The sequence below is a fragment of the Burkholderia sola genome (assembly GCF_905400185.1).
GTDB classification, from domain to species: Bacteria; Pseudomonadota; Gammaproteobacteria; order Burkholderiales; family Burkholderiaceae; genus Burkholderia; species Burkholderia sola.
Map to the genome: position 1 here is coordinate 61,050 of NZ_FR989676.1, position 14,215 is coordinate 75,264.

Consider the following 14,215-nt stretch of genomic DNA (forward strand, 5'->3'; position numbering starts at 1 on the left):
TCATGCGGACGCGGCGCTATACTGGGGTTTGGTCGCTTGTATCCGTTGTAGTCGTTCTTCCCGGCTCGCGCGTTGATTTAAGCATTGTCCCGCCTTCGTTCGTCCCCTTCCCGATGTTCGACCTGCCCGCTCACCTGTGGATCATGATCACCGCGTTCGGCGGCGCCGGCCTGACGTTGCCGCTCGCGATCACGATAGCCGTCTGGCTCGCGCTCGGCTACTCGTGGCAGCGCGCGGCCGCGTGGCTCGGCGTGCTCGCGGCCGCGATCGGCGTGGTGGCGCTCACGAAGATCGCGTTCCTCGGCTGGGGCATCGGCATCCGCGCGTGGGATTTCACCGGGTTCAGCGGCCATGCGATGCTGTCGACGTCGGTGTATCCGGTCGCGATTTTCCTCGCGCTGATCCGCACGCGCACGCCGGTGCGAATCGCCGGCATCGCGCTCGGGCTGGCGGCCGGCGTCGCGGTCGGCGTGTCGCGGGTCGCGCTCGACGCGCATTCGCCGTCCGAATCGATCACCGGCTGCATCGTCGGCGCGATCGCCGCGCTCGCGTTCATCGCCGGCTCGTGGCGCGCGGCGCCGCACCGCTGGTCGGTGCCGGCGGTCGTCGCGAGCCTCGCGCTCGTCACCGTCGCGCTCCACGGCCTCACGGTGCCGTCGCATCGCTGGGTCACCAAGGTCGCGCTGGAACTGTCGGGCCACGAGCGCCCGTTCGTCCGCGCGCGCTGGAAGGCCAATCCGAACTACCATCCCGCGTCGCAGCCGTCGTCGCTGCAGCGCACCGAATCGGCGCCGCCTGTGCTTCACGCGTGACCGGCCGCCCGTTTTCACCGCCCGTTTTCACGTCTGATCTTCACGTCTGATCTTCACGTCTGATCATTTCATGCGCACCGCCGCATGAGCAGTATGTCGAGCGTTATAACCCGCCCTATATTACGATGACGGTTTCCACCCATTCACGACGAACTCCCATGCGCTCAACCGTCCGTCCGCTTCGCCGCGCCCTGCTTCGCTTACTGCCGATCGCCACGCTCGCCGCCGGGATCGCGCTCAGCGCGCCCGCTTGCGCCGCCGACGAACTGGTCGTGTCGGCGGCCGCCAGCCTGACGAACGCGTTCAAGGCCGTCGGCGACGCGTACGAGAAGCAGCATCCGGACACCAGGGTGCTGTTCAACTTCGGCGCATCGGACGTGCTGATGCAGCAGATCGCCAAGGGCGCGCCGGCCGACGTGTTCGCGTCGGCCGACCAGAAGGCGATGGATCGGGCGGTGAACGAGAAGGTGATCGTGCCCGGCACGCGCCGCGATTTCGCGGCGAACTCGCTCGTGCTGATCGTGCCGGCGGACAGCCGCGCGGCCGCGCCGACGTCGCTGAACGACCTGACCGCGCCGGGCGTGAAGCGCATCGCGTACGGCGACCCGGCGTCGGTACCGGTCGGCCGCTACACCGAGGGCGCGCTGCGCGCGGCCGGGGTGTGGGATGCGGTCAGCACGAAGGGCGTGCTGGCCGCCAACGTGCGCCAGAGCCTCGACTACGTCGCGCGCGGCGAGGTCGACGCAGGCTTCGTGTTCGGCACCGACGCGGCGATCATGCCGGGCCGCGTGAAAATCGCGCTGACGGTGCCGACCCGGACGGCCATCACCTACCCGATCGCCGTGGTCAAGGACAGCCGCCACGCCGCGCAGGCGCAGTCGTTCATCGATTTCGTCGCGTCGCCGCAGGGCCAGGCCGTGCTGTCGACGTTCGGCTTCAAGCCCGCCAAGTGAGCGAATCGCGATGCAAGACGCCTGGGTCCCGCTACTGCTGTCGCTGAAGGTTGCCGGCTGGGCGACCGCGCTCGACATCGTGCTCGGCGTCGCGGCCGCGTTCATGCTCGCGCGCTGGCGCTCGCCGCTGCGCGACGTCGTCGATTCCGTGCTGACGCTGCCGCTCGTGCTGCCGCCGACGGTGCTCGGCTATTACCTGCTCGTGCTGCTCGGCCGGCGCGGCGTGTTCGGCGCGTGGCTCGACAGGTTCGGCATCGAACTGGTGTTCACGTGGCAAGGCGCGGTGATCGCGTCGATGGTCGTCGCGTTTCCGCTGATCCTGAAATCGGCGCGCGCGGCGTTCGAGGGCGTCGATCCGCATCTCGAGCGCGCCGCGCGCACGCTCGGGCTCGGCGAAGCCGCGGTGTTCTTCCGCGTCACGCTGCCGCTCGCTACGCGCGGGATTCTCGCCGGGGCGCTGCTCGCGTTCGCGCGCGCGCTCGGCGAATTCGGCGCGACGCTGATGATCGCCGGCAACCTGCCCGGCCGCACGCAGACGCTGTCGGTCGCGATCTACGCGGCCGTGCAGGCCGGCGACGACAACACGGCCAACTTCCTCGTGCTGGTGACGTCGATCACCTGCGTGCTCGTGCTGCTCGCGACCGGCTGGCTCGTGCCGTCGCGCGCCCGGCGGAGCCAGTTGACTTGACGTCCTCCTCCGCCTAAAGGGAGAGGATTCCCACACCTGGCGATGCACGTCCGCATCGGAGAATGTTCAGCGCAGCGTTGATATCTCGATCATGCACGACACCACATCCACTGCAGGCCCATTCTCTTATTCTCAGTCCCGCGATACCTTTCGGCCGCGTCGTGCTGGCTTGCGACCCGCACGCCGAACAGGACTGGGTAGAACCGCTTTCGTCGACTTCCTCGAGCGTGGCCCCGTGCGCGATCGCTTTGTAACGAAGCTTGTTTCGGAAGGACGACCAGGATGCGTCGTAGACGCTTTTCGCCATTCTGGTTCTGGCGAGTTTTGCGGCCGACACGTTGCCGACCGCGATGTAATCGAAGCGCCGCACCAGATCGAGCGCGAGCTTGTGCTGGAAGTCGGCGCGGACATTCGCCACCTTCGCGTGCAGCTTCGCGATATGCCGTTTGTGCTTTCGCGCTCGTTGCGCTTTCGCCAGCTTTTCCGCCGCTCGTCGACCGAACGGGTCATTGGGCAGCTTCTCGCCGGTCGAAAGTGCGGCGAAGTCTTTCAGGCCGAGATCGATGCCCACACCGGAACGGATAGGTCGGGCCGGAACATCCGGCATCTCGATCACAATGTTGAGAAACCAGTTGCCGCGTGCATCCTGCGCAAAGTTGGTCCCATCCTTGATCTTGCCTTCGGGAAGCGGCCGGCTGTTGAACACGCGAAACATGTTGCCGGCGAAACGGAACGCGTCACCCTCGCGCTTCAGGTCACGGCCCTTCAGCGGCACCCAGCCGAGCGATTTCCTGCCGCGATAGCGCACGTAAGACCGACGGTGCTGGCTGCCCGACTTCGCATATTGCTCGCATGTTGCGTTGATCGTGCCGGAGTGAATACCGAGTTCCTTGCTGCTGCCGGTTGTCAGCACGTTCAGGTCGAATCCGGTCGGCCACTTCTTGCTCCACTTGAGCGCGTGCTTCTGCGTGTCGTTGCAGAAATTCCAGACGTAGTTCACCGCGCGGCTCTGCTTGTTGAGCAGTCCGTTGAGCGATTTCACCCGGTAGCGATAGACAAGGATCATGCAGGTGATCCAAACCCGTGGAAGAAGCTGTCTGTCAACAGCACGCCTCTCCTCCCCGTCCTGAAGGACGGGGTTTCTCGGAGCAAATTCTGATGAAGCACCTGCGCTGCCCGTATCACGTCTGTCGTCCGGCAGCCGGCCCGCTTCGGCGGAGGCCCGCATGAGCGTCGTCGTCGATATCCGCAAGACCTACGCGAACGCCGAGCGCCGCTTCACGCTCGACGTGTCGTTCACGGCGACGACGCAGCGCGTCGTGCTGTTCGGGCCGTCGGGCGCGGGCAAGAGCATGACGCTGCAGGCGATCGCCGGGCTGCTGACGCCCGACGCAGGCGCGATCACGCTGAACGGCGAGCCGCTGTTCGACGCCGCGCGCCGCATCGACGTGCCGACCCGCGAACGCCGTGTCGCGTACCTGTTCCAGGACTACGCGCTGTTCCCGCATCTGAACGTGCGGCAGAACATCGCGTTCGGGCTCACGGCCGGCCTGCGCAACCCGCGCGCGAAGACGGCGCCGCCGGAGGTCGCGTACTGGCTGCGCGCGTTCGATCTCGAATCGCTCGCGGGGCAATATCCGTCGCAACTGTCGGGCGGGCAGAAGCAGCGCGTGGCGCTCGCCCGTGCGCTGGTCGCGCAGCCGCGCATCCTGCTGCTCGACGAACCGTTCGCGGCGCTCGACGGCGCGATGCGCCAGCGCATGCGCCACGAGCTCGCCGAGCTGCAGGCGCGGCTCGACATCCCGATGGTGCTGATCTCGCACGACCCCGACGACGTCGCCGCGTTCGGCGATCAGGTCGTGCAGTTGAGCGAAGGACGCGTGCAGGCGAGTTCGCCGCATGCCGAGTGGCCGACGCGCGTCACCTGAGCGCGCGACGCCGTGGTCGTGAGCGTGGCGCCGGTCGCCACGTTGGAGCCTGGGAGCAGCCGCGTCGCGGCACATGCTGAACGCGGAAACGAAGCCGGTGCGATGCGCACGCGTGCGGCACCGGCTTCGCCCCGCCCCGCACGCCGGCCGCCGGCCAACGCAAGCCGCGCTACCGCGCGGGTCAGCCCGTCACCGCCAGAATCACGCTCGACGCCTTGAACAGCGCGATCGCGCGCCGACCGGCGTCGAGCTGCAACGCATCGACGCTGTCGTTGGTCACGACGGCCGTCAGCGTCCCGCCGCCGTCGAGCGCCAGCGTCACCTCGCTGTTGACCGCGCCCGCCGTGACGGCTTCGACGCCGCCGCGCAGCCGGTTGCGCGCGGACACCTTCAGGTCGGGTCCGCCCTCGTCGACCGCGAGCACGACCCACGACGCCTTCACCAGCGCGCACGCGTCCGCGCCTTCCCGCAACCCGAGCGCCTCGGCGCTTTCGTGCGTCAGCACGGCGACGACGGCTTGCCCGCCCGGCAGCGCAAGCGTGACCTCGTCGTTGACGGTGCCGCGCACGATCGATGCGACCTTGCCGAACAACTGGTTGCGCGCGCTCGTCTTCATCCCGATCCGCCCGATCAGCGCCCAGTCGACGTCGAAGCCGGCAACGGCCGCGCTCGCGGCCTCGATGAAACGGCGATGCTCGCGCTCGATCGCGCGGAACGCGGCGATCAGCGACGTCGCGCGCGGCGTCAGCGTGGTGCCGCCGCCACCCTTGCCGCCGGTCGAACGCGCGACGAGCGGTTCGCCGGCGAGATTGTTCATCGTGTCGACCGCGTCCCACGCGGCCTTGTAGCTGAGGCCCACCGCCTTCGCCGCACGCGTGATCGAACCGGTGTCGCCGATCGCCGCGAGCAGCGCGATGCGCGTCGCGCCGCCGAGCGTCTGTTCGCCGGCGCGCAGCCACAGCTCGCCGCCCAGTTCGAGCGGTTCGGCGGACGAGGAAGAATGCGGTGCGTCGGTCATCATCGGCATGCGTGCGGGGAAACGGGCGGCCATTATAGGGTCCGGCGCGTGGCGCTCAGCCCGACTTGCCGTCGAGCTTCGGCGGCCGCAGGCTGGCGAGCAGCGTCTCGGCGTCGCGCGCGGCCCGCTGTTGGAGCGCGGCGCCGTAGCCGCGCACGAAACCGAGCTGGTACGGCGGCGCCGACAGTTGCTCGAGATGGTGCAGCGCGACCATCGCGTCGTTCGCTTCGCCGAGCACGCTCTGCACGCGCGCCAACGTCTTGACCGTCTCGGTGCGCGTGCGGCGCGACGCCAGCGACGCGAAGAATTCGAGCGCGTAGCGCAGCCGCTTCGCATCGATCCGCACCTGGTGGCGCGCCGCCGTGTCGAGCGACGTGAGCGACGGCGATCCGTAGAGATGACCGAACAGCCGCCGCACACGCTTGGTCGCGTGACGCCGCAGCGACGGCGCGTCGTCGCCGTCGGCCGCCGGCAGCACGAGCGCGCTCAGCCATTCGAGCCAGCCGAGCGTCAGCCGCGCATAGCGGGCCGAATGCAGCGCCTGCCGCAGTTCGACGCGCGCGGCCATCGACTGCGCACGGGCGGCGTCGAGCGTGCCGTCCCAGTCGCTGCCGCCGCCGTCGGCCGCGATCAGCGCGGGCAGGCTCTCGGTCGCGAACACGTCCCAGTCACGCACCGTGCCGAGCAGCTTGGCGAGCCAGCGCAGGTCGACGCCGAGCGTGTCCTTCCATTGACGGTCCGTGAAGCGCGGGAAGAAGCGCATCAGCGTGCGCAGGCGGCGCAGCGCGACGCGCATCTGGTGCACGAATTCGGGATCGTCGCGATCGAGCACGCCGCATTCATTGCCGAGCCATTGCGCGGTGATGTCGCCGGCCAGCGCGAACAGCGCGGCGCGCTGCGTGCGGATGCCGGTCAGGTCGACGGGCTGCGCCTTGACCAGCGCGGCGGCCACCGGCCCGCCCGCACAGGCGCGGTCGATCACGCTCGTCAGTTGCACGAACGCGGGCCACGCGCCGCTCAGTTCGCGCGCCGCGGCAAACAGCGCGTGCAACGCGGCCGTGCGCGCGGCCACGGTTTCCCAGTCGGGCGCGGCCAGACGCAGCTCGACGTAGCGGCGCGGCGGCTCGCCGCCGCCATGCAGCATGATGTCGTCGAGCGTCATCTCGACCACGACGCCGCTGTCGTCGGCCCAGCGCCCGCGCCGCCGTTCGCTGACGATGCGCAGCGCCGACGCCTGGGCCCGCGCTTCGTCGGTGTCCGGCGCAATGCCCTCGGCGTCGGCGGCCGGCGCGTCGGCATCGGCTGCGCCGGCCGTCGTGGGCACCGGCAGCGGCGCCGCGACGACGATGCCCGCGTGCTCCGCGTCGAACAGCTCACGCTGCGTGACGCCGGGGGCGAACGTCTCGGTGCGCGATGCGACGACCCGCGTGCCATGCGCGTTCGATTCCACCCAGGTCCACCAGTTCGCGCCGGGGCTCCGCTCGGCCTCCTCGATCTGGCACGGCTCGATCGTCACGCGCTCGTGGCCGCGCCGCATCCGGACCTGCGGGCAGATCCGCCACGCACGCACGAGTTCGGCGCCGAAATCGCGCTGCGCGCCACGGGTGCGGCTTGCGCCCTGGACCGGCCACCCTTCCAGCGACAACGACAACACGATTTCCAGCACACGCGACATGGAGGCTCCTGCACATGAAGGATCGCCGGCGCATCGACCGCGCCAGCGTCGCTCGTGAAGCAACTTCCATAGTACACGCCCCAAAAGGACGCAGGCGACGATCCGGCCCTGTCTCCGTGTGGCACGTCAAACAGGCAGGTCAAGCCGGCACGTCAGACCGCGTATTGCGCGATGCCGTTGCCGAACGACCAGTTCTCCTTCAGCACCTCGACCAGACTGATGAATACGTCTTCCTGCCGCACACCCGGCTGCTGCGACAGGTTGTCGGCGATCGTCCGGTACAGCGAGCGCTTCTGCTCGAGCGTGCGCGTGTTGTTCGCGGTGATCTGGATGATCACGAGATCGTCGCTGCGTTCGATATCGAGGTAATGGCGGCCGAACACGAAGTTCTCGGCCGCATGCTCGGTCACGACCATGAAGATGTCGTCCTCGGGGACGTTGAACGTCTGGATCAGCGCGCGTTGCACGCCGTCGACGAGGGCCTTGCGGTAGGCGGCCGGTTTGCCTTCGCGTACGGCGATACGGGTGAATGGCATGGTGCTGCTCCTGTCGGTGAGTGACGTTGAAGATCGAAAACACAGCGTCAGGTTGGGCGCGGCAACCTATAATTAACAGTCATTGATGAATATTTCATCCATTTTCATTTGAAATGAAAGTACTCGATCTCGATGCCGTCCGCGCGTTCGTGCTGGTCGCCGACCTCGCCAGCTTCACGCGCGCCGCCGATGCGCTCGGCACCACGCAATCGGCCGTCAGCCTGAAGCTGAAGCGGCTGGAAGCCCATCTCGGCAAGCCGCTGCTCGCGCGCACGCCGCGCGTCGTCAAGCTGGCCGCCGACGGCGAGAATTTCCTGCCGGCCGCCCGTGCGCTGCTCGACGCGCACGAGCGTGCGCTCGGCGCGATCTCGACCGGCACGGTGCGCCTGTCGCTCGGCGTCAGCGAGCACGTCGCGGTGCCCGACCTGCCGGCCGTGCTGACGAGCCTGCACCGGCAAGATCCGGGGCTGTCGCTGGAAATGCATCTCGGGGCGTCGACGAGCCTGCTCCCGCAATACGACGAACGGCGGTTCGACGCGGTCATCGCGCGGCACGAGCCCGGCGAGGATCCGCCGCGCGACGACGCCACGCCGCTCTTCACCGAGCCGCTGGCCTGGCTCGCCGCGCCCGACTGGGCACCGCGCGCCGGCGAGCCGCTGCCGCTCGCGGTGCTGGCCGGCCCCTGCGGCGTGCGGGCCGCCGCGCTGCGCGCGCTCGACCGCGCGGGGCTGCCATGGCGCGAGCGCTTCACGGGCGGCGGGGTCGCGGCGGTCGCGGCCGCCGCCGCGGCGGGGCTGGCCGTCTGTCCGCTCGCGCGGCGCGTCGCCCCGCGCACGCTGGTCGACGTCGGCGCGAAATTCGGGCTGCCGGCGCTGCCGCAATCGCAGGTCGTGCTGTATTCGCGGGTACGCGACGCCCGCGCCGCCGCCGCGCTGCGCAGGTTCGCCGACAGTCTTGCAATCTCGGCGTAAACTAGCGGGCTCCTGCGCAATCTCCAGACGAATTCCATTGAAGCCCGATGCCCGCCAGCACCTCCGCGCCAACCTGCTGATGCTCGGCGCCGCCGCGATCTGGGGCTCCGCTTTCGTCGCGCAACGCCTGAGCCTCGACGTGATCGGCCCGTTCCTGTTCACCGGGCTGCGCTTCCTGCTCGGCGCGCTCGTGCTGGTGCCGCTGCTGATGCTGAATCCGGCGTCGCGCGCGCAGCTCGCGGCGATCCGGCGCGACTCCGCGCTGCTGCTGCCGGGCGTCGCGCTCGGCGGCCTGCTCGCCGTGTCGATCTCGCTGCAGCAGGTCGGCCTGCAATACACGCGGATCGCGAATGCCGGCTTCATCAGCTCGCTGTACGTCGTGATCGTGCCGCTGATGGGCGTGTTCGCGCGCCACCGGATCGGCGCGGGCACGTGGTTCGGCGCGTTGCTGGCCGCGATCGGCCTGTATTTCCTCAGCATCGACGAGCACTTCTCGGTGCTCTACGGCGACTGGTTCCAGCTCGCGGGCGCCGTCATCATCGCCGCGCACGTGATGGCGGTCGGCCATCTCGCGAAGCGCCACGATCCGCTCGTGCTCGCGTTCCTGCAGTTCGCCGTATGCGGCGTCGCGTGTCTCGCGGTCGGCCTCGCCGTCGAACCGGTCAGCGTCGCGATGCTGCGCGGGGCGCTGCCGACGCTGCTGTACGGCGGGCTGCTCTCGGTCGGGGTCGGCTATACGCTGCAGGTCGTCGCGCAGCGCGACGCGGCGCCCGCGCACGCGGCGGTGATCTTCAGCATGGAAGGCGTATTCGCGGCGATCGCCGGCTGGGCCGCGCTCGGCGAAACGCTGACGCTGCGCGCGCTCGTCGGCTGCGCGCTGATGCTGGCCGGCCTGCTCGCGTGCCAGTTGCTGCCGAACGGCGACGCGCGGAAAAAGGACGAGGACGCGCTGCCGGCGTGACGCCCACCGTCCCTATAATGGCGATTCGCGTGACTTCCACGCCAACCGCTTCCGACAGGCCAGCTCCGTGACGTCCACTTCCGTCGATCCCGCCGCCGACCTGCTGCGCGAACGCGCAGCGCACTACGCCGCCCAGGCGGCGCTGTTCCTGCGCGACCAGGCGCTCTCCACCGCGTCGCACGACCTGCGCAGCCCGCTGAATGCGATGCACAGCTGGGCCTACGTGCTCGAGCGCCAGCTCGCGAATGCCGACCCGAACCTGCAGCGCGCGCTCGCGGGCATCCGCACGGGCATCGACCAGCAGGTCGCGCTGATCGATGGCGTGCTCGACGCGCCGCGCGCGGAAACGCGCACGCTCGCGCTCGCGCCTCGGCCGTTCGCGCTGCGCGCACTGCTCGACGAAACGATCGCGCTCGTGCGTTTCGCGCTCGCGGACGCCCGCCAGGTCGCGCTCGACACGACGCTGCCGGACGGCGAGCCGTCGCTCACCGTCGATCGCGAACGCGTCGCGCAGGCGCTCTGGACGCTGCTGACGACGGCCGTCGAGGCCAGCGCCGCGGGCAGCCGCGTCGCGTTCGCCTGCACGCGCGACGGTGTGCAGTTCACCGCGCACGCCACCTGCACCGTCAACGCCGGCGTGCTCGTCGATCCCGCGCAGCCTCACGCGTTCGAATCGTTCGCGCGGCGCGAGATGCTGCACGAGCGCGACGCGAAACGCAGCGCATGGGCGCTCGCGCTGTGCCAGCGCGTCGCCCTCGCGCACGGCGGCACGTTCGCGCACGACGTGTTCGTCGACGGCGCGAGCGCCACCCTCACGTTCTCGATTCCGTGCGAGGCGCCGGTGTAAGCAAGCGCCCGCCCGACACATTACGAATTCCTTTCTGGCTCTATACTGACGGGCCTGTCATAACCGGAGCGATTCTTTGTTACAGATCTTCGCGCTCATCGGCGCGTTGTTCCTGGTGGCCCTGAACGGGTTCTTCGTTGCGGCCGAATTCGGCCTCGTCAAACTCCGCGCGACGCGCGTCAAGACCCTCGCCCGCAAGCACGGCCTGCGCGGGCGCATCCTCGCCATCGTGCACGGCCGGCTCGACGCGTATCTTTCCGCGTGCCAGCTCGGCATCACGCTCGCGTCGCTCGGCCTCGGCTGGGTCGGCGAACCGGCGTTCGCGGAACTGATCGGCCCGCTGCTCGACCTGATCGGCGTCGAGTCCGAACGCGTCGTGCACCTGATCTCGCTCGTGTTCGCGTTCTCGCTGATCTCGTTTCTGCACATCGTCGTCGGCGAACTCGCGCCGAAATCGATGGCGATCCGTCAGCCGGAGAAGGTCGGCCTATGGGTCGCGCTGCCGCTCTACGCGTTCTACTGGGCGATGTATCCGGCGATCTGGGTGCTCAACACCAGCGCGAACGCGGTGCTGCGCCTTGCGGGGCTGTCGGCCGATCACGACGGCGATGCGCACTATTCGACCGACGAGCTGAAGCTGATCCTGCGCAGCCGCCGCAGCGCGGCCGGCAATGCGGCCCAGCCGGCGCGCGGCACGTACAGCAACGACGAGTGGAATACGCTCGCGCATTCGCTGGATTTTTCGTCGATGACCGTGTCGGACCTGATGCGGCCGGCCCATGAAATGATCGGCCTGCGGCGCGACCTGCCGCTGCCCGACAACATGGAGATCGTCGCGCGGCACCGCTTCAGCCGCTATCCGCTGTTCGAGGATGCGTCGCGCGAACAGGTGAGCGGACTGATCCACCTGAAGGACCTGCTGCTCGCGCGTCACGCGGGCGCCGCGCTCGAGGATCTGTCCGACTACGTGCGCCCGGTCCAGTACGTGAAGCCCGACACGCCGGCGCTGGAGCTGTTCCGCCGCTTCCGCAAGGGCGCGCCGCACTTCGCGCTGGTCGGCAACAAGGGCGAGAAGCCGATCGGCTTCCTGACGCTCGACAACCTGCTCGGCGCGCTGGTCGGCCAGATCCACGACGAATTCCGCCAGGGAGACGCCGACTGGAGCCGCCTCGACGACGGCACGCTGATGGGCAAGGGCAGCCTGCCCGTCGTGTCGCTCGAGCAGGCGCTCGGCATCGACATCGACGAAGGCCGCGCGGAATCGGTCGGCGGCCTCGTGATCCAGGCGTTGAGCGACCTGCCGACCGAAGGGCAGCGCGTGTCGTTCGACCGCTTCGACGTCGTCGTGAAGAAGATGAACGGGCCGCGCATCGTGCTCGTGCGCGTCTATCCGAAGATCGCGAAAGAGGCCGACGAATGACGGCCGCGCGCTGCCTCGCGCGATGAATGGGCCGCTGCCGCGCTGCTGCGTGATCACGCCGGAACCGGCGTCCGCGTCGGCGGCCGATCGGGCCGCGTTCCTCGACCGGCTGTCGGCCGTGCTCGCGCGCGGCGAAACGCTCGTGCAACTGCGCGTGAAATCGTTCGACGCGGCCGCGTTCGCGTCGCTGGCCGCCGCGGCGCTCGCGCGCTGCGACGCGGCCGGCGCGCATCTGATGCTGAACGGCCCGATCGAGGCAGCCGGCGTGATGCGGCTCGACGGCGCCGGCTGGCATCTCGACGGCGCCGCGTTGCGCGCCGCCGTGCAGCGGCCGCTGCCGGCCGGACGCTGGGTGTCCGCGGCGTGCCACTCGGAAGACGATCTGCTGCTGGCCGCGCGCGCCGGCGCGGATTTCGTCACGCTGTCGCCGGTGCTGCCGACGCTCAGCCACCCCGGTGCGCCAGCGCTCGGCTGGGCGCGATTCGACGCGCTGGCCGCACAGGCCGCGATGCCCGTGTTCGCGCTCGGCGGCATGACGCGCGCGCACCTCGACGATGCGCGCCGTCACGGCGCGTACGGCATCGCGGGCATTCGCGGGTTCTGGTAATTCGGCGCTTTCCGGCAGCGCGGCCGCGCACGATCGCTTACCGCCCCGCCACGCCGCCTCACGCGTTCATCGGCTCATGCGTTCAGGTTCGGACGCCTGCCGCGCCATGAACCGTCGTCGAGGCGACGCACGTCGTGCGTCAGCGCGTAGCGATTGACGTCGCCCGTCAGCCACGCGACGAGCGAATACGGCGGCAACTCCCCTTCCTCGACCCGGTCGCGCGCGCGTGCCGGCGTCTCGAACACCACCCGCCCGACCGGTGCGTCGAACGGCACCGCATCGGGCGACAGGTTCAACGCGATCGTCAACGTCTCGTCGTCGGCGAGCCGCCATGATGCGCACAGCGCGTCGGCATCGCCGTCGCCGTCCGCCTTGAGCGCATGGGCTGCCTGTGGCCGGCAATCGGACAGCCTCGGCGCGATCAGCTTCGCGCGCACCGCGAGCGCCGACTGCACGAAATGCGCACGGTCGATGTCGCGCGCGGTTTCGTCGAAGATCAGCGGGATCTGCGGCGTGAGCAGCGACAGCGCGAGCGCGGCCAAGCCGGCCGCCTGCCCGTGATCGCCCGGGCCGCTGTCGCGCCATGCGCCGTCGGACAGTACGAGCGACGTCAGCGACAGTCCGCTGTCGGCGGCCATCCCGTCCGCCGATGCGGCCGGCTGGTACGCCGCGCCGGCCGCGGTCAGCGCGCGGGCGAGCGTGTGAATCGACTGGTGCGTGGAAATGCCCTCATGAGCCGACGTGTCGCGCCCGGTGAGCCGGTGCAGCGCGCGTTCGCCGCAGCCGTTCCACTGCGCATCGAAATGGGTATCGGCGAGATGCGCCGGATGCCGCTCGCTGCCGAGCACGAGGTGGATCAGCCGGTCGGCCGGCACAGCGGCCCGCACGCGATCCGCGATCTCGCGCAGCCACGACACGCCGATCCGGTCGGCTTCGCGCAGGCGCAGCCCGTCGCAGCGGTATTCGTCGATCCAGTACAGCGCGTTGTCGCAGAAGAAATCGCAAACTTCTGGATGATCGAGCGCGAGCGGCGCGGCCTGCAGCGGATCGTCGCGCGTATGGAAGAACGGCCCCGCGTAGTGGCGCAGCGCGTCGGTGCCGCTGCCGAAGCGCGCGTAGTCGAGTTCCAGCAGCACCGCGAGACCGTAGCCGTGCGCAGCGTCGATCAGTGCCTTCAGCGCGTCGGGGCCGCCTTCGGCCGCGAGCGGCGCGAACGGCAGGCTGTCGTGCGGCGACGCGAGCAGCTCCAGCGCGGTCACGCCGAGGCGCGCGAGTTGCGGCAGCCGGCGGCGCACGCCGTCGAAGCCGCCCACCGCGTGCGGGCGGATCGCGTAGAGCGCGATGTCTTCCCACGCGCGCCCGTGCCAGAACGTATTGCGCCACGTGAACGCGCGCGGATCGACGACCTCGCTCGGGCCGTCGAGCCCGTCGGGCTGCGAGCGCGACGCGGGATCGGGAATCGATACGGTGTCGTCGAGACGATAGCGGTAACGTGCGCCCGCGCCGCAGTCGACGAAGACCTCGAACCAGTTCGGGCCGGCGCTCGTCATCGGGACGAGCATCGGGCCGTAGCCGGTATCGAGTTCGAGCTCGACGTGGGTGCTGCCGGGCGCCCACACGCGGAAATGCGTGCGCGGCGTCGTGCACAGCGCGCCGCAGGGCTGCGCGCCAAACGGCAAACAATGGATGTAGTGCTGCGCGTACGGATCGTGCGGACAATCGGACATCATGCGCTCCTCGTGCGTACCGAGCGGCATGGCCGCGCCGATGGCGCAGCGCATCGGGGCCCGGCATGCGAA

General features: G+C 69.6%; 14 protein-coding genes. 9 read left to right on the forward strand and 5 right to left on the reverse strand.

Annotated features, from left to right (window positions below):
• Positions 1 to 113: 113 nt before the first annotated feature.
• The 3 genes from KR541_RS16785 to modB all read left to right on the forward strand — a co-directional run bounded on the left by KR541_RS16785 (position 114) and on the right by modB (position 2,453).
• Positions 114 to 812, forward strand: a complete 699-nt coding sequence (locus tag KR541_RS16785; protein ID WP_050011356.1) for a phosphatase PAP2 family protein — start codon at positions 114 to 116, stop codon at positions 810 to 812.
• A gap of 158 nt (positions 813 to 970) precedes the next feature.
• The gene (gene modA / locus KR541_RS16790) at positions 971 to 1,765 is read left to right on the forward strand and encodes a molybdate ABC transporter substrate-binding protein (RefSeq protein WP_050011357.1); all 795 of its coding nucleotides are present in this window, start codon (positions 971 to 973) and stop codon (positions 1,763 to 1,765) included.
• 10 nt (positions 1,766 to 1,775) lie between these two features.
• A complete protein-coding gene (gene modB / locus KR541_RS16795) occupies positions 1,776 to 2,453 on the forward strand; it encodes a molybdate ABC transporter permease subunit (protein ID WP_050011358.1) in 678 nt (225 codons plus the stop codon).
• Positions 2,454 to 2,466: 13 nt separating this feature from the next.
• On the opposite strand, the gene KR541_RS16800 is transcribed toward modB, so the two are convergent.
• A complete protein-coding gene (locus KR541_RS16800) occupies positions 2,467 to 3,519 on the reverse strand; it encodes an RNA-guided endonuclease InsQ/TnpB family protein (RefSeq protein WP_216089992.1) in 1,053 nt (350 codons plus the stop codon).
• A 160-nt stretch (positions 3,520 to 3,679) separates the two neighbouring features.
• Between KR541_RS16800 and KR541_RS16805 the strand changes: the two genes are divergently transcribed.
• The gene (locus KR541_RS16805) at positions 3,680 to 4,381 is read left to right on the forward strand and encodes a sulfate/molybdate ABC transporter ATP-binding protein (protein WP_050018279.1); all 702 of its coding nucleotides are present in this window, start codon (positions 3,680 to 3,682) and stop codon (positions 4,379 to 4,381) included.
• Between the two features lie 181 nt (positions 4,382 to 4,562).
• Here KR541_RS16805 and KR541_RS16810 read toward each other — a convergent pair whose 3' ends face one another.
• The 3 genes from KR541_RS16810 to KR541_RS16820 form a co-directional block, all read right to left on the reverse strand.
• Positions 4,563 to 5,399, reverse strand: coding sequence for a TOBE domain-containing protein (locus KR541_RS16810; RefSeq protein WP_050018282.1), 837 nt, complete (start codon positions 5,397 to 5,399; stop codon positions 4,563 to 4,565).
• Positions 5,400 to 5,454: 55 nt separating this feature from the next.
• On the reverse strand, positions 5,455 to 7,074 hold the full coding sequence (locus KR541_RS16815) for a CHAD domain-containing protein (RefSeq protein WP_089489130.1): 1,620 nt from the start codon (positions 7,072 to 7,074) through the stop codon (positions 5,455 to 5,457).
• A 152-nt stretch (positions 7,075 to 7,226) separates the two neighbouring features.
• The gene (locus KR541_RS16820) at positions 7,227 to 7,610 is read right to left on the reverse strand and encodes a tautomerase family protein (protein ID WP_124553969.1); all 384 of its coding nucleotides are present in this window, start codon (positions 7,608 to 7,610) and stop codon (positions 7,227 to 7,229) included.
• A gap of 113 nt (positions 7,611 to 7,723) precedes the next feature.
• Here KR541_RS16820 and KR541_RS16825 point away from each other — a divergent pair, with 113 nt between their 5' ends.
• From KR541_RS16825 to KR541_RS16845, 5 genes are all read left to right on the forward strand, one after another.
• On the forward strand, positions 7,724 to 8,581 hold the full coding sequence (locus KR541_RS16825) for a LysR family transcriptional regulator (RefSeq protein ID WP_060733610.1): 858 nt from the start codon (positions 7,724 to 7,726) through the stop codon (positions 8,579 to 8,581).
• 37 nt (positions 8,582 to 8,618) lie between these two features.
• Complete coding sequence (locus tag KR541_RS16830) at positions 8,619 to 9,542, forward strand: DMT family transporter (RefSeq protein WP_050017976.1); 924 nt, start codon at positions 8,619 to 8,621, stop codon at positions 9,540 to 9,542.
• Positions 9,543 to 9,609: 67 nt separating this feature from the next.
• Positions 9,610 to 10,389, forward strand: coding sequence for a sensor histidine kinase (locus KR541_RS16835; RefSeq protein ID WP_050017975.1), 780 nt, complete (start codon positions 9,610 to 9,612; stop codon positions 10,387 to 10,389).
• 76 nt (positions 10,390 to 10,465) lie between these two features.
• Positions 10,466 to 11,809, forward strand: coding sequence for a hemolysin family protein (locus KR541_RS16840; protein WP_216089658.1), 1,344 nt, complete (start codon positions 10,466 to 10,468; stop codon positions 11,807 to 11,809).
• Positions 11,810 to 11,831: 22 nt separating this feature from the next.
• The gene (locus KR541_RS16845; protein ID WP_050017973.1) at positions 11,832 to 12,416 is read left to right on the forward strand and encodes a thiamine phosphate synthase; all 585 of its coding nucleotides are present in this window, start codon (positions 11,832 to 11,834) and stop codon (positions 12,414 to 12,416) included.
• Between the two features lie 74 nt (positions 12,417 to 12,490).
• Here the strand turns inward: KR541_RS16845 and KR541_RS16850 are convergent, their stop codons facing one another.
• Positions 12,491 to 14,143, reverse strand: coding sequence for a DUF3459 domain-containing protein (locus tag KR541_RS16850; RefSeq protein WP_089489723.1), 1,653 nt, complete (start codon positions 14,141 to 14,143; stop codon positions 12,491 to 12,493).
• Positions 14,144 to 14,215 lie beyond the last annotated feature (72 nt).

Coding starts and splice junctions, on each gene's coding strand:
- KR541_RS16785 (WP_050011356.1), top strand. CDS start 114: ATGTTCGACCTGCCCGCTCACCTGTGGATCATGATCACCGCGTTCGGC.
- modA (WP_050011357.1), top strand. CDS start 971: ATGCGCTCAACCGTCCGTCCGCTTCGCCGCGCCCTGCTTCGCTTACTG.
- modB (WP_050011358.1), top strand. CDS start 1,776: ATGCAAGACGCCTGGGTCCCGCTACTGCTGTCGCTGAAGGTTGCCGGC.
- KR541_RS16800 (WP_216089992.1), bottom strand. CDS start 3,519: ATGATCCTTGTCTATCGCTACCGGGTGAAATCGCTCAACGGACTGCTC.
- KR541_RS16805 (WP_050018279.1), top strand. CDS start 3,680: ATGAGCGTCGTCGTCGATATCCGCAAGACCTACGCGAACGCCGAGCGC.
- KR541_RS16810 (WP_050018282.1), bottom strand. CDS start 5,399: ATGACCGACGCACCGCATTCTTCCTCGTCCGCCGAACCGCTCGAACTG.
- KR541_RS16815 (WP_089489130.1), bottom strand. CDS start 7,074: ATGTCGCGTGTGCTGGAAATCGTGTTGTCGTTGTCGCTGGAAGGGTGG.
- KR541_RS16820 (WP_124553969.1), bottom strand. CDS start 7,610: ATGCCATTCACCCGTATCGCCGTACGCGAAGGCAAACCGGCCGCCTAC.
- KR541_RS16825 (WP_060733610.1), top strand. CDS start 7,724: ATGAAAGTACTCGATCTCGATGCCGTCCGCGCGTTCGTGCTGGTCGCC.
- KR541_RS16845 (WP_050017973.1), top strand. CDS start 11,832: ATGAATGGGCCGCTGCCGCGCTGCTGCGTGATCACGCCGGAACCGGCG.
- KR541_RS16850 (WP_089489723.1), bottom strand. CDS start 14,143: ATGTCCGATTGTCCGCACGATCCGTACGCGCAGCACTACATCCATTGT.